Source organism: Streptococcus parasanguinis CC87K (assembly GCF_000507765.1).
In the GTDB taxonomy this organism is placed as follows: Bacteria; Bacillota; Bacilli; order Lactobacillales; family Streptococcaceae; genus Streptococcus; species Streptococcus parasanguinis_J.
Genome location: NZ_KI669401.1, coordinates 521,307 through 542,538, shown reverse-complemented (window position 1 = coordinate 542,538; position 21,232 = coordinate 521,307). Strand labels below are relative to the sequence as shown.

Annotated in this window: 20 protein-coding genes; all 20 read right to left on the bottom strand. The window is 36.2% G+C overall.

Annotated elements, in window-relative coordinates:
• Window positions 1-83: 83 nt before the first annotated feature.
• The 20 genes from HMPREF1195_RS02715 to HMPREF1195_RS02620 all read right to left on the bottom strand — a co-directional run bounded on the left by HMPREF1195_RS02715 (window position 84) and on the right by HMPREF1195_RS02620 (window position 21,134).
• Window positions 84-254 (bottom strand): hypothetical protein, encoded by a 171-nt coding sequence (locus HMPREF1195_RS02715; RefSeq protein WP_000873143.1) that lies wholly within the window; start codon window positions 252-254, stop codon window positions 84-86.
• A 762-nt stretch (window positions 255-1,016) separates the two neighbouring features.
• Window positions 1,017-1,895 carry an aminoglycoside phosphotransferase family protein gene (locus tag HMPREF1195_RS02710; RefSeq protein ID WP_004252845.1) on the bottom strand — a complete coding sequence of 293 codons (879 nt, stop codon included), beginning with the start codon at window positions 1,893-1,895 and terminating at the stop codon, window positions 1,017-1,019.
• A 526-nt stretch (window positions 1,896-2,421) separates the two neighbouring features.
• Window positions 2,422-3,789: a sensor histidine kinase gene (locus HMPREF1195_RS02705; protein WP_023918143.1), complete on the bottom strand. Its 1,368-nt coding sequence runs from the start codon at window positions 3,787-3,789 to the stop codon at window positions 2,422-2,424.
• Entirely contained in the window at window positions 3,780-4,439 is a 660-nt protein-coding gene (locus tag HMPREF1195_RS02700; RefSeq protein WP_004252839.1) for a response regulator transcription factor, read from the bottom strand. Before HMPREF1195_RS02700 ends, HMPREF1195_RS02705 begins: the two co-directional genes overlap by 10 nt.
• Before the next feature lie 72 nt (window positions 4,440-4,511).
• Entirely contained in the window at window positions 4,512-5,252 is a 741-nt protein-coding gene (gene pcfG, locus HMPREF1195_RS02695) for a lantibiotic protection ABC transporter permease PcfG (RefSeq protein ID WP_023918141.1), read from the bottom strand.
• The gene (locus tag HMPREF1195_RS02690; protein WP_023918139.1) at window positions 5,252-5,992 is read right to left on the bottom strand and encodes a lantibiotic immunity ABC transporter MutE/EpiE family permease subunit; all 741 of its coding nucleotides are present in this window, start codon (window positions 5,990-5,992) and stop codon (window positions 5,252-5,254) included. Before HMPREF1195_RS02690 ends, pcfG begins: the two co-directional genes overlap by 1 nt.
• A 4-nt stretch (window positions 5,993-5,996) precedes the next feature.
• Entirely contained in the window at window positions 5,997-6,698 is a 702-nt protein-coding gene (gene pcfF / locus HMPREF1195_RS02685) for a lantibiotic protection ABC transporter ATP-binding protein PcfF (protein ID WP_023918138.1), read from the bottom strand.
• A gap of 286 nt (window positions 6,699-6,984) precedes the next feature.
• A complete protein-coding gene (locus HMPREF1195_RS02680; RefSeq protein WP_023918137.1) occupies window positions 6,985-7,584 on the bottom strand; it encodes a hypothetical protein in 600 nt (199 codons plus the stop codon).
• Window positions 7,585-8,124: 540 nt separating this feature from the next.
• Entirely contained in the window at window positions 8,125-9,606 is a 1,482-nt protein-coding gene (locus tag HMPREF1195_RS02675) for an LA2681 family HEPN domain-containing protein (protein ID WP_023918136.1), read from the bottom strand.
• Entirely contained in the window at window positions 9,593-10,615 is a 1,023-nt protein-coding gene (locus HMPREF1195_RS02670) for a hypothetical protein (RefSeq protein ID WP_023918135.1), read from the bottom strand. Before HMPREF1195_RS02670 ends, HMPREF1195_RS02675 begins: the two co-directional genes overlap by 14 nt.
• A 408-nt stretch (window positions 10,616-11,023) precedes the next feature.
• Complete coding sequence (locus HMPREF1195_RS02665) at window positions 11,024-12,007, bottom strand: acetylxylan esterase (protein ID WP_023918134.1); 984 nt, start codon at window positions 12,005-12,007, stop codon at window positions 11,024-11,026.
• 105 nt (window positions 12,008-12,112) lie between these two features.
• Window positions 12,113-12,880 (bottom strand): alpha/beta hydrolase, encoded by a 768-nt coding sequence (locus HMPREF1195_RS02660; RefSeq protein WP_023918132.1) that lies wholly within the window; start codon window positions 12,878-12,880, stop codon window positions 12,113-12,115.
• Window positions 12,881-12,946: 66 nt separating this feature from the next.
• Window positions 12,947-14,518 (bottom strand): signal recognition particle protein, encoded by a 1,572-nt coding sequence (gene ffh / locus HMPREF1195_RS02655; protein WP_023918130.1) that lies wholly within the window; start codon window positions 14,516-14,518, stop codon window positions 12,947-12,949.
• A gap of 34 nt (window positions 14,519-14,552) precedes the next feature.
• Window positions 14,553-14,885 (bottom strand): putative DNA-binding protein, encoded by a 333-nt coding sequence (locus HMPREF1195_RS02650; protein ID WP_003016592.1) that lies wholly within the window; start codon window positions 14,883-14,885, stop codon window positions 14,553-14,555.
• A gap of 80 nt (window positions 14,886-14,965) precedes the next feature.
• Window positions 14,966-15,910, bottom strand: a complete 945-nt coding sequence (locus HMPREF1195_RS02645; RefSeq protein ID WP_023918126.1) for a 3-oxoacyl-ACP synthase — start codon at window positions 15,908-15,910, stop codon at window positions 14,966-14,968.
• Window positions 15,911-15,922: 12 nt separating this feature from the next.
• Entirely contained in the window at window positions 15,923-17,188 is a 1,266-nt protein-coding gene (locus HMPREF1195_RS02640; RefSeq protein WP_023918124.1) for a F390 synthetase-related protein, read from the bottom strand.
• Window positions 17,154-17,981, bottom strand: coding sequence for an MBL fold metallo-hydrolase (locus HMPREF1195_RS02635; protein WP_023918122.1), 828 nt, complete (start codon window positions 17,979-17,981; stop codon window positions 17,154-17,156). The genes HMPREF1195_RS02640 and HMPREF1195_RS02635 overlap by 35 nt, the downstream gene beginning before the upstream one ends.
• Window positions 17,956-18,933 carry an NAD-dependent epimerase/dehydratase family protein gene (locus HMPREF1195_RS02630; protein WP_023918120.1) on the bottom strand — a complete coding sequence of 326 codons (978 nt, stop codon included), beginning with the start codon at window positions 18,931-18,933 and terminating at the stop codon, window positions 17,956-17,958. The genes HMPREF1195_RS02635 and HMPREF1195_RS02630 overlap by 26 nt, the downstream gene beginning before the upstream one ends.
• Window positions 18,930-20,207, bottom strand: a complete 1,278-nt coding sequence (locus HMPREF1195_RS02625) for a glycosyltransferase (RefSeq protein ID WP_023918118.1) — start codon at window positions 20,205-20,207, stop codon at window positions 18,930-18,932. Before HMPREF1195_RS02625 ends, HMPREF1195_RS02630 begins: the two co-directional genes overlap by 4 nt.
• A gap of 228 nt (window positions 20,208-20,435) precedes the next feature.
• Window positions 20,436-21,134, bottom strand: coding sequence for a GntR family transcriptional regulator (locus HMPREF1195_RS02620; protein ID WP_023918116.1), 699 nt, complete (start codon window positions 21,132-21,134; stop codon window positions 20,436-20,438).
• Window positions 21,135-21,232: the final 98 nt, after the last annotated feature.

Below are 21,232 nucleotides of genomic sequence, written 5' to 3'. Positions count from 1 at the left end.
TTCCTCCTACATCTTTGTTTATATCAATTTATAGTATAACACAACAAGATGATATGTTCAATATAAAAGTTATGGAATGAGACTCATACTTCCAATTCGATGCCAGATTTAAAGGATATGACGAAGTTTTCTTCATAGACTGTAACGCTCTGGATTATCTTCCTTAGTAGCAAGCGATTAGCTTTCACAAAATCTTCTGTTTGTAGTTTTAAAAATTCATCAGGATTTTCTAACTCAACCTCAAAATATTTCATTTTACATTACCTCATTTCATTTATTGATAAATTGAGTTTGCAAAAAAGAGTGGACAATTTTTGTCTACTCTTAACCTTTAAAATAGTTTTTTTTAATCGATTTGAAGTTGCCTAAATTATTACTTATTCGGTAAAATGAAGTATTGCTTTCAACAGATTTCCTTCAACTACACTTCACTTGATTCAAACAAGGTGGGTACATTTCTATTCCCACAAACTCCTTGTCAATGGAAACAAACACGTACCCACAGGGTAAATGGAAATAGAAACTGATAATTTCTAGCTATCACTTCTACTCATTCCAAAAATTTTCTCACTCTGATACTTACCCACCATAAAGCAAAAAGCCTTGCAATCAAGGCTTTCATTATCCCTTTCGTTCAAAGGTTTCTAAGCTTTTACGAGCAGAGCGACACACTCAGCGGTTCGCTATCTCCGTTCTGTCTGCGTGCTAGCACTTGTCAATCACGGACAGCTATCGCATGGGCGGAAGTAAATGCTAATCTTCGTCGTTTTACTCCTTGACTAGCAAACTTACCGCCTCAACATGTGGTGCTAGTATACTCCTATATTAAAGAACGAAAGTAACTGAGTTGTTGTTTAAAATTAAAATGTAGAATGAAACTATTTTATAGTTACCATTTTTCAACTTTATAGCTGATAATTGTCACTTAAAAAATTTACTTGCTAACTTGTAAACTTGTTGAGTCTCTTTACTTTTAACGTCCCAACTACCAAATTCTTCTTTAATCAACTCTTTTATTATTCAGCTTTTTTCTCAATCAAATACCAACTAGGAATGATTTGCTTCATATCATCATACCATTCTAAAATTTCCTTAGCTTGATTTTGCATTACTGATATTTCTTCAACTCCGTAAGGAACAGACCATGGAAGAGCACCAACTATGTTATTTAGAATATAGATAGCAAGAAGTTTCCAAAATAAATCTGGAACCTTATGATCAAAATATCCATCTATCATACCAGAGGCAAAAGAAGGTGAAACTTGAGCAGACCATACAATACGATTGAATTCCTCCCAAGGATCTCCAAGGTCAAATCGATCAAAGTCAATGACATAAATATTACGATCTTCACCAATCATGAAATTCCCGATATGATAATCTCCATGTTGGAAAACCTGAGGTCTATCTTTTAATAATTCTCTATTTGCATTTAAAAAATCAATAAAAATCTGACCATTCTCGTATTGAACGGGGCATTCTTTGTATTTTTTGATTTTGTCATCAATTTTACGATTAAAAAAGGGTTCCCAATCTTCACGAACTTCTGTAACAGGAAGTGAATGAATTTTTCGAAGTATACTTCCTGCTTCTACTCCGTAAGTGTATTGTTGTTCTTTCGAAACAGTTAAAATGGTTTCTCTTGCATCTTTCCCGTCTATCCATTCGTGTAAAGAATGCACTTCATCATCACAGAGTTCTATACTAATCGGTTTACACATCGGAATTCCAAGAGAAGCTACTTTCTCCATCATATCATATTCAGATTTTTTAGAATCTAACTTCTCCTTATCAGAAACACGCAAGAAATATTTTTGCTGATTTTGATCTGTCACACAATATTTTTTATCATCTGACCAGCCTTTATTTATGGCTATCTTACTAATAAAATTCATCAAGCACTCTCCGATTCACTTTCCAACACTTCTTGCAGTTTTCACTAGTAACCCATCCAGTTCGTCTACACTTTAGTTTCCAATATGTAAAAATATCTTAATAATACGCTATCTAGTTGCTTTCCCTAATAATAAAGTTAAAATGTGTCTCACCGTATCTGAAAGCTGATAAACTAAATCGATATAAAATTCAGTTGATGATTTAATAATCATATCAATTGTTTTCATACTTTCTACTTCCTAATCAACTTTCAAATATATAGCGTTTTCATTATTTTCTTATCCTATTATATCATTATTCAAAATAAAAAACTGCAACTTACTAGTTGCAGTTAAACACAGATTTTCTTCCGTTCCTACTAGAAATTTATAAGTTAACATTTAGAATTTGTTCAGTTATCAAAGTTCATTTAGCTTTCTACTATGTAAGATTCTTGCTTGATAGCGGAGTAAATTTTCTATTCTACACCAAAAGCAAAAAGGATATATTTTTAATAAATTCCATTTGAAAACAATTCCTGTTCTATTATAGTAATGGTAATTCTAACTTTACACTTGCACCATGTTTATCCGAGTTGTTTTCTAATATGATGCGTCCATTATGTAATAACATTATTTTCCAAGAATTATATAAACCTAAACCATAGTTTGTAGCTGAATGTCTACTCTTATCTCCACGGTAAAATTGCTCCGTTCCTCGTTTTAAATCCTCATTAGAAAATCCTGGGCCTTCGTCTATCACAGATATTGAAAGTATCTTATCTGTAGTCATTATTAGTAATTCAATGTTGGATTTGTCTGGTGAATATTGAATAGCATTACTAAATATATTTTGAATGACTCTTTCAAATAATTGTATATCTATCATTACATCTGAATCTTCACAATTAATAGATTTAGATATAGTACGGTCATGTATTAGTGTAATCTCTCTCGCTATTTCACTAACTCTTTCGATTATTTCTGACACCTTTACTTTTTGTAAATTCAACGAGTTTAATTTAATTGACTGATTCATCTCCATCAGAGCTTTTGTATAATCTGATATACGTGTTGAATTTTTTATAATGTACGCTACATAATCTTTTTGTTCATCAGTTAGATCAGTTACCTTTAACAATTCAGCATTACCTTGGACAATAGAAACCGGAGTTTTTAAGTCATGCATTAATGCCGATATCTGACTTCTCTTATTCTCTTCTTTAATCCAATTCTCTCTTAATGAATCACTTAAGGCTTTTTTCATTATATCAAGGCTATTTAAGACATCATTAAATTCTTTGATATTTGAACTTCCTATTTCAAAGTCTAATTCATGGTTGGCGATTTTATCTGATGCATCTAGCATTGGAGATAATTGCCTTGTTATTCGTTTTGCCCAGATTAGAGTAGCCACAAATGCACTCATTAAAAAGAAAATGATTAATAAAAATATTAATAGTAAATCTATGCTAGGGAAATATTTTTCCATCCAATCATTATTGTAGCGTGGCTCTAGTGAATAATGGATTAATACATATCCATCATTCCTTTTAAATTCTATAAATGAAGAAGATGGAGTTGAAAATCCCTCATGATTGTGAAAATTCTTAGCTTTCAGTTGAATAGCTTCATCCATATTAGTTTTTATCACTTCACCATCTGGCGATAAAAACATATAGCTAGCTCCTTTAGGTATCAATGCTTCATCAAAGTCAATTTTATTTAAAATTTTATATTTATCTTTTTGTAATAAATTTTCTGTATGGTTAGCCGGAACAATCAAACCAACACTATAAAACGCTGTAAAAGTTAATAAAGCTAGTACGATGGCACATCCTAAACCAACTCCAACAGTCATTAAGTATTTAAGAAATACTATTTTGAGCGACTGTCCTTTTCTAATTAATTCCATTTATAACCAATCCCCCAAACTGTAGAAATTGGATTTTCACCAAATTTTAAGAACTTTGCTCTAATATTTTTTACATGTTCTGATATGGCAGAAGAATCACCAATCCCATCAAATCCAAAAATCATTTCATATATTTGTTCTCTTGAAAAAACTTGTCCCTTTCTCTTTGCTAAAAGTTTAGAAATTTGATACTCAGACTTTGTCAGATGAATTTCTTCTTCCTTCACAAATACTTGATTGGAGGATAAATCAAATCTTATATTCCCTAGGTTTAAACTCGAATGTTTTTCTCTTTGTTCTCTTCTCAGATGAGCTTCTACCCTTGCTAACAATTCACCAACACCAAATGGTTTGGTAATATAGTCATCTCCTCCACTTAATAAGCCATCTACTATATCCGTTTCCATTGCTTTTGCAGTTAAAAAGATAATCGGACAATCCACTTTGCTACGTATATTTTTACAATAGCTGATTCCATCAACCTCTGGCATCATTACATCAAGTAATATTAAGTCATATTTCCCCAAACTATTTTCATCAATATCTACCGTGGTTTGGTAAATATCAACAATATGATCTCCTTTTATTAAAATATTCTTGATTAGAGTCAGCATATCTAATTCATCATCTATAGCAAGAATTCTTGCCATACCAAACCACCTCCATATTTATAAATATTTTATTATTATACCATATTCCATTTACAAATACATTTAGAGCTATTATTCACTGATTGACTTTCCACCCCACCTATTGAACCATAATAAAGAGCCAGTAAAAATGACTACTGTAATAGGTATTGCTACATAGCCCCACATGGTAAACTCTTTAATTAAATATGAGCTATCAGCCAATTCACTTCCAACAATATATGTTGCAGATAATCTCGATGCCCAAGTACAAGGTAAAAAATACCAGATATTTTCACCTAAATTGGTTATTGAAAGTAAAGCAATCAACGTTTCCACAAATCCCAATCCAATAGATGCACCACCACCTAACATAAGTGATACCCATAAATGAATCATATATGTAGATAGACATCCTATAAAAACTAATAATAATTCAATTAACCAAGCCATAGTCGCTTGATTACCAAATAGCATTGCAAATATAAAAACTGCTAAACTTATAGAAAATAGAAAACTCAATAAGAGCATTATAAGTTTTCCGCCATAAGCCTTGCTTCTGGATTTTGTAGTTGATAGAATCACTTGAAATCTTCCAGCACTTGCTTCCATGTCAACAACCTTAGATGTGATAGCACCAAATATTATTGGTAAGATAGCACCTAAAAGCACAAAATAATTCAGTATGATATCCATATCAGAAAAATTTTTTAGACTTGTAAATGTTGCTGCCCCATAAAATATTAGTGCATATAAAACAGGTAAGATAAAGTGAGCCCAGGGAATCCATGTATGCTTCAATTTATAAAACTCTGATTTTAATATATTCATCATTACTTCACCTCTTGCTTAGAAAACCATTTTGCAGTAATGAAAGTCAATAATGTAAACAAACATATTGATAAAATACAAGGAACAAGTAAGGATGTGTTTAAAATCATTGGATTTGATACTTCTGTTGGCACACCGTTCGGTAAAATACGCATAACGGGTACCATCAATCTAATCCCCCAAGAATAAGGGCAATAAATCCACATAGAACCGTCAGCTAACAAAATTCCTACCACAAGACCTAATACAGCATTTACTACAATGCTTGCTATAAACCCAAACTTTTTAGCTAGGAAAAAACAAAACGGAACTTGCCATATGTTAGTTATAACCAATAATACACTTGCGAATAATAATGTCGTGAATGCATAGTTTCCTGTTAATTGTTCTCCAATGAAAAATTGAAAAACAAATACTCCTAGCATATGCAAAATAGCAGTTATACTTAGATAAATTGAAGCTGTTAGTATTTTTGATATCCATATTTTTTTTAAATCAACATTAAGTGAAAAAACTGCTCGGTAGTTTAATTTTCTTTCCTCTTTTCTATGCATCATTGCTGGTATTAAAGCGAAAGTTGCTGGCATAATCATCACATACCACCAATTATATGCATTTACACTAAAATATAATGGCATTAATACAAACGCAACAAGTAAAGATATAATTGGTGCAATAAATAATATCTTCAACAAAAAACTGTGTTTGTGTTTCAAATTTTCTGCAAAAATATAATTTTTCATTAAGCTACACCCTCTTTCCATTCTTTACAACATCCATAAAAAGTTCTTCTAAATTTTCATTATGATTAATTGTGTTTTGATATTTTAATTCTCCATCATGTATAATTCCTATATGATCAGCAGTTTGTTCCACTTCTGCTAAAATATGACTAGACAGAATTACTGTTATTCCTTTTTTTGGAAAGCTTCGTATTAAATCTCGTAATTCTTGAATTCCTAATGGATCTAATCCGTTTGTCGGTTCATCTAGTATCAATAGTTTAGGATTATTTAATAAAGCAATTGCAATACCTAATCTTTGTTTCATCCCCAAAGAAAATTGACCGCTTTTCTTTTTTCCGGTATTTTTTAAATCTACAATTTCTAAAACTTCATCAATTCTTGCATCAGGTAATCCAAGTAATAATGTTCTAACTTTTAGATTTTCTCTTGCACTTAAATTTTCGTATAAGGGTGGCATCTCGATTAAAGCACCAATATCTGATAAATCATTTCTACTCCATTCATGTCCTTCAAACATAATTTCACCTGACGTCTTGTGTAACATACCTGTAATCATCTTTAATGTCGTAGATTTACCTGCACCATTAGGTCCTAGTAATCCATATACTGAATTTTCCTCAATTTTTAATGACACATTATTTACAGCTTTTTGTTTTCCAAAAACTTTTGTTAGCTCATTTGTTTCCAAAATATATTTGCTCATATTTTGTTCCTCCTTTAATCTTGTAAATAGTATAAAAAATATTTTTAAGGATTCTGTAAGGAAAAAATATTTTTCAAAAAGTAGCAAGAAAATTCTAATTTATTAAACGTTTTGCATTTTTTCTTTAGTCTTTTATGCCATATCTCATATACTTCATAAATAAAAAAGGCAGAACCAGAGTTCTGCCATAAATAATCATTATTTATCTTACAACTTCAATATCCACCTTTGCTCTAAATCAAATTTTAAGGAATTGAAATATTCTCTTTCTAATCTATAGTTATACCTATTCTGTTCGAGTTTTAGCTAAATATATTCCCCATTCAGCTAATTCTTCAGGCAAATCATAAACAGTTTTTCCATTACTTTCATAGATTTCAGAGATTCCTGGGGAGGTTTTAGAAAAAGTTTTCCAAGCTGTCACTAGTTCTTCAACAAATTGAATATTATGAAGCTCAAAAAAGTCATTAAATTTTGATAGTTCTTTACTATAAATTATCACAATATTATAGCTATCAAGCATGATCTCATCATGACTTTTATGACCACCAAATCCAAACTGACTAAGTCCATCATTAATAAGCAAATCACCGTATCTAATCAACAGTGCTAGGCATTCCTCTCTTGAACAACCATCAATATAATAAACATCCTTATGGGATTCCTTGATAATATTCTTTGCTATCACTTTTTCTCTATCAATACTGACAGGCAATTCCAAAATAAAAAACAAGGGCTCGTCATGAATCGCAATAAAATGTTGAAAAACCTCTAATATTTTTTCTGCGTGTACATTCGCCATCAAATGATGTTCAGTTAACTTTGTAAATGATTCAAACAGGTTTTCTACCAAGCTAACTTGGTGTCCTTTTACTAAATTCAACATTATGCGTCCTCAAGAGAATTTAAACAATATCCACATTTATAATTTCATTATACCATTAAACCCCTAAAAAGACTGCAACTTCCCAGTCACAGTCTCTTATAAATCTACCTCAGTTCCTTCAAGGAAAGTTATTACAATTTGTCCAGCTTCTGAAATAGATTGATAGCATGTCAGACTATAGTATCCAGAAGCCATACTTGAACTATTACTCTGATTCTTACCCTCTATTCGATTAGAGAAGCTACCTTCACGCTTTTCATTCTCCCTTTCGTTCAAAGGTTTCTAATCTTTTACAAGCAGTGATACCGCCTCAACGTGGGTTTTAGAGGACTAAATGGAGTCTGAATTGCCTGATAAAGATGTAGTATTGATTAAGCAATCAACAAATTATCTACAAAACAAAAATAAAGTACACTGCTTAATGAGTGTACTTTATCCTTCTAATTCAGTTTTATCAATGGTTTAGCTCTAGTTAAGTCGATTAGTTAAATGAATTTAGACTATTGCTTTTTATAACGACTATAAATTGTATGCTCAATGCTATAATTTATCTTCCAAATCTACTTCTTCATAATTTATCGGAATTAAAGCAACTTCACTGCTTAGAGTAGATTGTTTTTCATTTTCACTTATTTGAATGGCATTTTTGAGTGAAAAAATAACTTCTCTTACAAGATTTAATAAATCTAATGTACACTCTTGAAGTTCAAATTCAGTTAGATACAGTCTAGTTTCATTATTTTCTTCACTTCCATCAATAAAATTCAATGTAATATTAGTAAACCTATGCTCTAAATAATTTCTAATAGTTTTTAATAGCTTTGCGTGTGGATTTGCTGTCAAAGAATTATTACCATTATCAAAATCTTTCGATATCCAAAATATAGATGATAGACCAATATTCTTATCCAACAACTTACCTAAATTGCTATCTGTTCTCCAAATTGAATGAAAATTTACTTGTCGAGTCTTAATTTTTAAAGAATAATATTCATTTATAAACATTCCTACTTTATCTAATAATGAATATAGTGTTTTAAAAGCTGCTTTTAATCCTTCTACTCGGATAGAATATTGTACGTATTCTAGACAATCAATAAGATCAACATTCTCATCAGCATAATGAACCGAATCAATCTCAATGCTATTAAAACAGAGATAACGGGCATAAACATATTCTTGCTTAATTTGATTAAACATAGAAATGTATTTGTTTAAATCTTTATCCGATTGAAACAATAAACTTGGTAGTAAAATATTATCATCATATCTATTTATATCGTCAGCTTGTAAGTCATTAAGTGGATTAAGATACAGCCCGTTGTCCCAACACCATTCACGATACTTTTGTGAATTAGGATTATAATCAATGTTTTTACAAGAGCATTCATCTAAATCTTTATAATCAAGATATTGTTCGTAAAGTTTAATAAATTGCTTTTCTGCGTTATTAACTCTGTTTGGATCTGAAAAAGTTATACTTGTTTCTATTAAATTTTTAATTTTTTTAATAAAGTGAAGATGTTCGTTATCATTCAAAAAATTACGATAATGATGTAGACAAATAGCCAAGTTACCACTAGCCATTGTGAATCTTGGATTGATTTGTATACATTTACAATACATCTTAATAGCTAACTGTTTTCTACCACAAGCATCTAATAGATTTGCGTAATTGGTGTATAGTGAACATAATAATGGGTGAATAAAGCTATTGTTCTCAGGATTTATATCAATATTATTTGAAATTTCGATAGCTTTTCTAAAGTAATAAATTTGTTGAACTGTACAATCGGTATCTATGTTGAATACTAGGTTATCACTTAGTTCAAATATATCACCATATGCTGTCCCAATAGAATAAAGTAAATGAATTTTGGAAATATCATCAATAGTATTTTCCATATTTTTACCAATTTCTATTAGTCTATAAATCTCATCTATATCTTTATGTTTAAAAGCATTGTCGAAATCCATTGACAACTTAAGTACACTATGGTTAATTAGATTATTCGTTAACATCTTCATCCCAAACTAAATATTTCGATTTTAAATTTGATTTTCCTTTATTTTCTTGTTCTTCAACTAACATATCAGATAAAAACTCTTTTATCATTTCCCAATTAAAATTCTCTTTAAAACCTCTACTACCATCAGAAGGAACATTTAATGAAAATGTTGCAAATACAGTTTCACAAGTTCTTCTTGGAAATTTTGCTAAGTAAGAATCAAAAAATGAATTTGAATACCTATAATGATGGCTATGAATAAAGTCTTTCCATGTATTTAGCATAGTCTCTTCGTCTACAATATCTATTACGGAAACTTCTTCAAGTGGTCGGTCTTCAATATTTCCCCATGCTTTTTTCATTAAATTAACAGCATCTACATCGCTCTTAGGAGCACTGTATCCAAAAATAGTTAACATATATGAATGATCGACAAAGTAATCTAATGCTTTCCAACACCAATTTATGTATCCATCGGAAGAATAGTCTTTGTTCTTTACGGGATACAATAATTTTGTTGGATTTAATTTTTTATAACATGTTGGGCAATAGTAATCTACTGTTCCAAACTCAGTATGTTCTTCACAAAAACCGATAGCTACATTCCCATGTAAACAAAGAATTTGTGGCAGGTTCCGAGTAATTTTTGAACAGCGAACATATGCTTGTATAAGTAAAGGGTCCCAATTAAACGTAGCTATGCAATCTTTATTAGTTAAACTTAATATTAAAAGATCATAAATTGTTGGTTCATCAGGTAACTCCAACGAAGCAAAATAATCATAGAGTCTTTCTTCTAGCTTTCTAACTATTTCAGAGCACTCTTCTCTCTCAAATAATTCTGAATAGATATCTTCCAAATTTTCGCTCTTTGTCTGTAATTCAACACCAGCAAGAATTTCTTCTAAATTAAGTTTTTTTAGCAATCCATTCATAACTGAAGAGCTTTTCCCATTTTTATCACCATCTGGAATTGCTGCAATAGTAGCACCAGCGCCTAGAATAACTGTATGCGATCTCATCTCATTTCTCCTGAAAGTCTTTTGACACTATTATACCACTGTATCTACTTTATCTATGCTTCAAATACTATTAATATAGCCATAAATATTTTAAATAAAATGTACAATTGAACCGTCACTCCTTCTACTGTTACTTGAGTAAAAAATGTACAAATCAATTTCTTAGATTTGAGGATGTTATGTACTAGAAAACATACAAAATACCACCCCAGAATAATGTACAAAATAAAAATAAAGTACACTTTTTAAAGAATGTACTTTATGCTTCTAATTCAGTTGTATCAATGGTTTAAGTCTTGTTTAGTCAATTGTACATAAACTTTTAGTTTTTCTTTCTATCCTAGATCCCTTTTAAACACAATAAAATCAGCAAATCTCATGGATTTACTGATTGTTTTCTTCTGTAACTTATTTTTCTACATATCGAAATGGAATCTTGCTACCACAGAGCCAATTATAGACTCGATCATTGACTTGAACATTCATAGCTTCGTGGGCATATTCTGGCATGAATAAATGCTCTTTTGGACATTCTAATCGATTATAAATGGCAAACTGCGTTTCAGGATAACAGACATCATCATCCAACCCTGTAATCATGTGAACCTGTCCTTTGATGCGATGGGCAAAATTTTTCACATCAATATAGGCCAATGTCTGCATCAAACGATCTTCCGTTTCATGAAATGGATCGTGGAACTTGAAATAACGGAAAAGCTCATCATAGGCTTCGCTGGTGTTCCCAATCTCTAATACACGTCTGAAATCCGATAAGAATGGATAAATGGCTACCGTTCGTTGGATTCGGGGATTCAATCCAGCAGCAACCAGAGCAAGGGCACCGCCTTGAGATGCTCCGTAGCTGGCAAGTTTGCTGTCATCTACTTGAGGAAGGCTGGCTACAATTTCAATTAACTGGTAAAGATCTAAGTAGACATCCTTATAAAAGAGCTGATCCGGACCTTCCACGGCTCCGCGTATAATCTGTCCTTTTACCGTATTTCCAAGTGGTGAACGATCTCCGTCTGTTGAATAGCCTGACTGCCCTCTTACGTCCATAGACACAACACCATAGCCAGCTACTGTATAAGCCAGCATGTCGGACCAATCCCAACAACGGCCCATATAGCCATGAAAATGGAAAATAACGGGAACTTTTTGATCTGTTTTGGGGAGAACAACCCGCGCATAAACAAGCCCATCTCGTGTTCCTTTAAAGGTTAATTCATAACATTGAACATTTGGAATGCTGAAATCTCGTTCTTCGAGCTTGTATTCAGGCAGTTCAGTCATCTTTGCTAGGGCTTGATCCCAAAAGCTATCAAAATCATCAGGAACATCATCCCGTCCCTTGTAAACTTTCATTGTCTCTAGTAATTTAGGATCCTTCATAAAATCCTCCTTAGGTATGTGTAATCGCTACCAAAAATGTACCATATTTACTTAAGGATTGCAAGAGACAAATAAAAATTACATAACCGAAATTATGTAATTTAATTATAGATTCAAAAATAGACTTAATTGTTTCACTAGATCTGGATTAGTGGGTAAAGCTGAATGATGAGCCTTACGACCGTTTAAATTCACTTCTGTATAGGCCTGATTGTCAAAAATAGATTGTGCTGCTTGTGCGCTAGAAAGAGGGACGATGCCATCTGATTTTCCAGCAAAGCTACCGACAAAATTAAGGACTTGTACTTCTTTTCCCAGGCGATGCTTCCATTTTTGAAAATCGTCAAACATTTCTTGATTGAATTGGTAAGGACTGCCAATAATAGCCAACTTGCTGACGTTTACCTTCTTTTTCTCTAAAAAGCCACTTTCCAATAAACCAGTCAAAACCAGTCCACCATTAGAATGCCCTACTGCCTTGAACTCTGAAAAATGATAGTGATCAAGAAGGTAGGTTAGAGCTATCTTAAGGGATTCAACTTGCTGCTTGATATTGCTGTAGCCATCTCGATTGTTCTCAAAGCCAATCACAATCATCGGATTCGGCTCTTTCGTATTCAGTCTTCCTTCCATCTCTATAGACTCATCTTTGTTGACTTTTATTTTTAAAAGACTTTGCTTTTTTCTAGAAAATCGATGGAGCATGCGGATGGTTCCATTGAATCGCTGGATACTGGCTGAACTCCCAGGTACAAAGATAATCGGTCTGATCGGAGGTTTCTTCGACCCTTTTGGGAATTCAAAGGGCTTGCTGTGCGAAGAAAACAATCTTGCAAAGAAACGAATGACTTGTTGAAATAGTTTTTTTAACATGTTTCCTCTAGTAGTAGTTTCTAAAAGAACCCAGAACAGTGTGTTCCAGGCCTTTATTAGAAAGGATTATTTCCGTTTTTTCTTATTTTTGCGCATTTGTTTGGCCATTTTGTTCATCGCCCGTTTCATCATAAATTCACCGGCTTTTCCTTTGAGACCGCCACCAAACATTTGGCTCATATCAGGCATTCCAGCGCCTCCGCCAAGAGCGGACAAGTCAGGCATGCCACCTTGTCCCATCATGCCTTCGAGGGCAGACATATCCGGCATTCCACCAGGCATGTTTTTCGGCATGTTATTTGGATTGAGGCCCATTTGTTTCATCATCTTGTTCATATCGCCAGAGAGGACGCCTTGCATCATCTGCTTGGCTTGGTTAAAGTCTTTGATGAATTTGTTGACTTCGACAAAGGTGTTCCCTGATCCAGCAGCAATCCGACGACGACGGCTTGGATTTAATAAATCTGGATTTTCGCGTTCAGCTGGGGTCATGGATGATACAATTGCACGTTTGCGAGCAATTTCTCGTTCATCGACCTTGAGGTTCTTCATGGCAGGGTTATTTGCCATGCCTGGAAGCATCTTGAGCAGGTCTTCCATTGGTCCCATGTTTTGAACTTGGTCTAACTGATCGATGAAATCGTTGAAGTCAAAGGTATTTTCCCGCATCTTCTCAGCGAGTTCAAGAGAGCGTTTCTCATCGTATTCTTGAGAAGCCTTCTCGATCAGCGTCAGCATATCCCCCATACCGAGGATCCGACCAGACATACGGTCTGGGTGGAAGGTTTCGATATCAGTGATTTTTTCACCAGTACCAGTGAACTTGATTGGTTTCCCAGTAATCTGACGGACAGAAAGGGCTGCACCACCACGGGTATCCCCATCGATCTTGGTCAAAATGACCCCGGTTACTTCGAGTTGTTCATTGAACTCACGCGCCACATTGGCTGCTTCTTGACCAATCATAGCATCGACAACCAAGAGGATTTCATTTGGCTCGGCAAGGGCTTTGACATCCCGCAACTCGCCCATGAGTTTTTCATCGATTTGCAGACGACCAGCCGTATCGATCAAGACATAGTCATTGTGGTTGGCTCTTGCTTGCTCCAAACCTTGACGAACGATCTCTACTGCAGGGACTTCTGTACCAAGTGAGAAGACAGGGACATTGATCTGTTGACCAAGGGTCTTCAACTGGTCGATGGCCGCTGGACGATAAATATCGGCCGCAATCATCAAAGGACGCGCTTTTTCTTCCTTGACTAATTTATTAGCTAATTTCCCAGCAAAAGTTGTTTTACCAGCCCCTTGAAGACCGACCATCATGATAATGGTTGGAATCTTTGGAGATTTGATAATTTCTGCTGTTTCTGAACCCAAAATCGCAGTCAATTCTTCATCGACAATCTTCACGATTTGTTGGGCAGGGTTCAAGGTTTCGATGACTTCATGACCTACAGCCCGCTCGCGGACCCGTTTGATGAAGTCTTTTACAACAGGAAGGGCAACGTCGGCCTCTAAGAGGGCTAGACGAATCTCTTTGGTTGCCTCTTGGACATCCGCTTCAGAGATTTTCCCTTTCTTACGAAGATTTTTAAAGACGTTTTGTAAACGTTCGGTTAAACTTTCAAATGCCATACTCTTTCTCCTAGTTCTGTCTTGTATTTAATCATTAGTCTCGATTATCGATACTGGAAAGTACAGAAATTTGTTCCTGTAAAAAAGGATCTTCAGGGTATTTTTCAGAAATCTGATCCAAAATCTGACTACGAACAATGTAATCGGAATACATATGGAGTTTCATTTCGTAGTCTTCCAAAATCTTTTCTGTACGTTTAATATTGTCATAGACCGCTTGACGGCTCACTCCAAACTCTTCTGCAATCTCAGCCAAGCTGTAGTCATCTGCGTAGTAGAGCTCGATGTAGTTCATCTGCTTGTCCGTCAAGAGCGCTGCATAAAACTCAAAGAGCGCATTCATTCGGTTGGTTTTCTCAATTTCCATACCTTTCATTATATCAAAAAAGCCCGCTAAAGACTAGCGGGACTTGAAGCTTTTTGAGCTTGAAATGAGAGGATTCATCATCAGAGTTTCAGTGCCAACATATTGACCGTCATCCCTGCTGCAGTTCCCATCAAGAAGATGGTATCTCCTTCCTTCACATAGCCATGATCCAGTGCATAGGCTAGGCCGAAAGGAACGGCTACCGAAACCATATTTCCATAATCACTGACAATATTGAGGTACTTGTCTTTGCCAACGCCCAATTTGTCCATGACGAGTGGTAAGGCACGACTTGCTTGGTGAGGAATAATATAGTCTACAGCATCTTTAGAAACGCCTGATTTCTCTTCGAATTCTTGGAACATTTCTGGAATAACACGGGCAGAAAGCAAAAGGATTTTCTTCCCTTTCATGTCAAACATGAAATCCGTCTTGGTTGCTTCAGAGTACAATTTCGGATGATAAGCTGTCAAACCACCACGAATTTCGGTATCGTGGGCTCCCTCTGACCAGGTACGTTGCATACTGGCAATGATTCCTTTATCTTCTTTTGTTGCTTCAAAAATAAAAGCTGCGGCTCCATCGCTAAACAGTTCAAAGCTTTCTTTTTGTTTGGGATTAAGCCCTAGGCTTCCTACTTCACTGGATACAATCAGCACCCGTTGGTATTCTCCACCTTCAATCAGATAAGAAATGGTGCTTAAGGCTGATACAAAACTGGTACAGGTAGTATTGATATCCATGGCAGGAATCGTCAGTCCTTTGGCCACGCGCTCATGGATCAAAGCAGCTGTACAAGGAATGGGCTGAACACCAACAGCACTAGCCGAAACCAGGCAGTCGATGTCTGTCATCTCAAGTCCCGCATGGTTTAAAGCAGCTTCAATCGCACGCGCTGCAAGATCAATCTGTGTTTCTTCTCCTTCTTTCACGCGGTAACGAGTCTGGTCTTTGAAAGTTACGGTATGAGCTGGAAGCGCTGTTCCATAGCCTTTAATTTGCAAATGTCTTTTTACAGTAGTCATAGGATTCTCCTTTTATTGAAGTCGTTGAACACGTTTTAATTTACGTGTTGGGTCCCATTGGTAATTGATAAATTGAATACTTGGGAGAATGAATTGTTTTTGCTGAGCTAAGAGTTCAAATTGAGCAAAGATTGCTTGCTCCATAGACTCTGTCCGGTGACTCAAGGCAATGGTAATGGATCCATCTGCCAACTGAGTCACTTGATAGTCCTGAATATTTTCGACAAAGAGAATGCACCGTCGAATAAAATCCGGATAGATCATCTGGCTACTGCCATCTTCTTTTTTGAAATAGAAAATATCGTCCGATCGTCCTTCGATCTTTGCAATTTGAGTAAAGACGGAACCACAAGGGCAAGGGGACTTTTCTTCCACCAAAATATCATTGAGGCGGTAGCGATAGATGGGTTGACTGGTTCGTTTGAAATCCGTAATAATCGGATAAAAGCGGCTATCATCTAGATACTCTTTTTCAACATACAAAATATCTTCGTTGAGATGTAGGTTGCCTTCTGAACAGGTACAAGCTAAAAAACCCTCTGTCGCTTGGTAGACCTGATCAACCTTGTCTAGTTGAAAAGCTTTGGCGATGATCTGAGCATCTCGATCTTCTAGGATTTCTGCGACAGAGACAACCTTGACGGGTTGGATCGCAAGTTGCTGATTGCTGACATAGTTAGCTAACTCAATCAAGGTTGAAGCTGGTGCAACCACAATGGTTGGTTGATAGTCTTTGAGACGCTCTAAATGCTCCTTGCTATCCTTGAAAATATCAAAATATTCCAAGCGAATCAGGCCTGAATTAATGGTTTGATAGAGTTCATTGTCCGCTCGTAAGAAAAAGGCAATGCGATGACCAAAGAGTTTTCCTTTCGGTAGCATCTTGGCTAGAATCGCTGCAGCCCACATACTTCTTTCTTTTTCTGTGGTGACAAAAACTCCTCGGTGGCCGGAGGTTCCAGAAGACAAGCCTACTGCTACTTCTTTATTCATCTCAGTAAAATCTCGCGTCTGTTCTCCGCGAATCGCCATCTCTAAAGCCTGATCTCGATCCACTCCCAGGGTATTGAGTTCATTGAAATGTGTCATCATGAAGGTTTTATCCATGGTTCCAAAGGATTCGGGAGAATGGGTTTGAAAATAGGGGGATTGAGAAGTGATAAATGCATGGTAGCGTGCCAATTGCTTTTTTTGGTACCTTTCTAAGGCTTCCCTTGAACGGAATCGATGGCACCATCTGGTTTCAATAAAGGTTTTCAGAAAGACTATTTTTTTCATTTAAAATCCTTTCAATCCGATCTTGCGGGTCGTGGCTGACCACAACTTGAATGCCATCTTGCAAGAGTGTTTCCAGCAAATCAGCTCCTTTTAAATAAGCCTTCTTATCATCCTGAACCAAGGAAGGAATGAGACGCATTTGCCGTGTGAAAGGCAAGAGGTCTACTCCCCAAGAAAGATCTGCTCCGATGAAGAGTTTGAGCTCATCCAGATAAAGACAACCTTGCCCTCTCGCATGTCCATCAATAGACGATACAAGAATGCTCCCATCACCAAAAAGATCCGCAGTCGGGCGATAGGGGAAAGCAGGATGCCTTTGATCTGCTTTGAGACAAGTCACCCGATCTTTGAAATCAGCTGGCAAAAACTCTTTAAAAATCAGATCTTTAAATTTCGGTTTTTGGTACACCTCATAGACTTCCCGGGTAACAAAGAAATGAGCATTTGGAAAAAGTGCTGCTCCGCCGAGATGGTCAGGGTGCAGATGCGAAAGAATCACATAAGTAATTTCTGCTGGATCAATCCCACGCTCTTGCAATAAATAATCGATCTGGTCTTCTTTTTTCATCTGCATTGGGGTGGCTAGACGGTACCAGAAATACCGTGCTTTTTTCTTAATCTCGAAGTGATAGCCGGTATCATACAAAATATAGCCTTTTTCACGATGATGAATCAAAAAGACACCTGCTGGAAATTGCATTTTTTCATTCGGAATCCCTTTAAATAAGAGACCAGAATGACTGCTACAATAGCCTGCTGGAAAATAATCAATGCGCTTGATCATGTTGGACATAGTTGTCAATCCCTTCTTCAATAGTCATTTTTGGATAGTAGCCAAGTTCGGTTTGGGCCTTTTGAATATCGAGGGTTTGGCTATATCGAAGGAGATAATAGGTATAGCGAGTCAATGGAGGTTCAGTTTTCAGATGGAATAATCGATACACTCCTTCAAGGCTATAGGCCGCACCTGCTACAAGACCTGCCGGAATTTTCCGATAGCGAATCGGCTCTCCCAATCCCTTTAGTGTGGTTTCGATCAAATACTTAAAGGTCTTTGGTTCCCCATTTGTAATATTATATACTTGTCCGTGAGCTTCTTTTGCTTCCAGAGCCAAGCGAATGGCTAGGGCGACATTTTCCACACAGGTCATATCCATGAGCTGCTCTCCCCCTCGAATCAAAGGAATTCCAATTTTTCGACTGAGGCGTAAGACACGAGGCAAAATGCTGGTATCCCCCACACCAAATAATCCTCTAGGACGCAAGATGATACTTGGCACATCTGGATAATCAGAAAAAAGTTTTTCAGATGCCAATTTGCTTCGGATGTAATTGTTGAGGTGATTTTCTTTTGGAGCATCACTTTCCTTGATGTTTAATTGATCTTTTCCAGCTGCGTAAATACTAGGAGAAGAAACATAAACCAAGCGTTTTACCGCATATTCACGGCACAAGTCAAGGACATTTTGAGTACCAACTACATTCGCCTGATAGAAGGCCTTCCAAGGTCCCCAGGCAGTGGATAAAGCTCCAGCGTGAACCACAGCATCAACAGACTGAAAGGCTTGTTTTAATTCCTCAATAGAGCTCAAATCCCCTTTCACAAATTGGACGCGCTCATTTTCCAGGGCCTTCCCAATTTTTTCATTTCGGCCAAAGGCTACAATGGAATAATCGTGAGCCAACAACTCATCGATCACGTATTTTCCAAGGAAGCCAGTCGCACCTGTTACAAGTATTTTCATAGTTTCCCATCCGTTCCACGTCTTAATAATCGTTGAATTTCAAACTCCAAGGTATCCAACGGCTTGTAGTTTTTTGAAAGTTTGTTTAGTCTTTCTAACTTTTCCCAAGATTCTTTTTCTAATAGGGCATTAAAACCTGCTTGAATCTCTTCGGTGCGATTGCGATGAGCTTGAAAGGCAATTCCTGCTTCTACTCCTCGAATCGCATAGTCAAATTGGTCATAATCATGTGGCAAGATCAAGGCTGGTTTTTTAAATTCGATACACTGATAAAAGATTCCAGCTCCTCCATGGTGAATGACATAGTCCATCTGCGGAATATATTCTTTGTAGGGCAGATAAGAGACGACCGTCGCATTTGGCGCTACTTCTTCTTCAGAGAAGTCTTTTGCCCCATCTCCAAGAGTGACAAAAAAGTGACATTCTGGATGCTCTTTGGCCAACTGCTTGGTTTGTTCTAGCAAATTCTCCTTCGCCCAAGGCAACTGGGTTCCACATGTCACGAGTACCTTCGTCTTGTCCTCGTAAGGACTGAGATCTAAAGGATAATCTTCAGCTTTTTCAAGAGAAGTTCCCAAAGGGCCAAGCCACGCATATTGATGAGGGAAGTGTGTCTTCAACTCTAGCTCCATCATCCCAATTCCAAAGATGGCATAAGGAGAGTAGATGGTCTCCACTCCATTTTGATTGTACAACTTGAAATTGTAACGTTTTAAGCGTTTGCGTAAGAGGAAAGCCCCACAGTATTTTCCAATGCGCGTGAGTTTACGGCATAGTGCTTGGATCTTCTCTTCCTTCTTCGTGCGCGCGATTCCCATCCCTCCGAAGAAGCAAGGAGGACCATAAGGAGTTTCGATTGCAAATTGGGTTGCCATTGTGGTAATCCAAGGAATTTCCAACTCTTCTGCCACAAAGCCTGCTGATAGAGTGATAAAGTCAGCAATGACAATATCTGGACGGTTGACACGCCACTCCTCTAGCAATTGATCCGATACATGATTAATCAAATCAAGACTCCTAGACAATTGCCGATAAGCTGAAAAGAGATTGTGTTTTTTATCGTTATTAGCCGCGCGTTCAAATTCTTCTACTTTGTCCTCTAGAATCGGAACGACCGTGAAGCCGAGACTTTCTGCGACGGCTTTTTTCTGAGGACCCGTGAAAACTCGGATTTCCATAGTTGGATCATCTAATAAGGGTTTAACGAGATTTAAAGTTGGGTACAGATGCCCACTCAAGGGAACAGCTACCACATCGATTTTAATTTTTTTCATTTTTTCCTGCCTTATATCTTTTTTTAGATCTAAAACTAGCTTCTATCTATTAATTCGTAAAAAAAATCAAAAATTGAAGAAAAAATAAAATTTATTTAAATCTTTTATTTTTGACCGTACTATCACTATTTAGAAAGAATGACTTCAACCTAAAAAAAGCCCTCAAATGCCAAAGAGAGAAAGTCTCCCAAACATTTGAAGAGTTTTTTATTACTGTGAATTGCGAGCTTAGTTATTTTCTAAATAAAATTCGAACCGCTCGCCGACATACTGACTTTTTACATACTCAAAAGCCGTCCCATCTTCAAAATAGGAAACCTGTGTCAGACCTAAAATAGCCTGCCCTTTTGAAATCTGTAAGTACTCCGCAATCTTATCCTTGGCCAATCGCGCATAGATGGTCTGGTGCGACTTTCCAATCTTATAGCCATGACGCTCCAAGGTTTGGAAGAAATGGCTGGTAACCTCTTCACGATTGAAATTCTTAATAAATTTCTCTGGAATAGAGGCCACTTCATAAACAACAGGGATCCCATCGGCATACCGGACCCGCTCCATCCGAATGATGGTCTCAGTCTTATCAATGCCCAATTTGTCCACTTCTTGGAGGCTAGGAATGGTTTTCCGGTATGAAATCACTTGGCTAGAAGGTTCCTTGCCTTGCGATTTCATAATTTCTGTAAAACTGGTTGTCCCCCGCATTTTTTCTTGGACGCGCGTGCTGGTGATAAAGGTGCCGCTTCCTACTCGTCTTTCAAGCACTCCTTCTTCAACCAGAAGGGTAATAGCCTGCCTAAGCGTCATCCGACTCACCTGAAATTTCTCAGCTAGATCGCGTTCGCTGGGAAGACGCTCCCCGATTTTCCGTATTTTTTGATCAATCTCAGACTTAATCTGATCATGAATTTGAATGTAAGCTGGAATCATAACCTTGCTCTTTCTCTGTGTTATCTCTATTGTAGCGTAAAATTCCTAATTCTTCAATCAGAGATTGGTAAAGACAAGGCTTTTGTGTTAGAATAGAG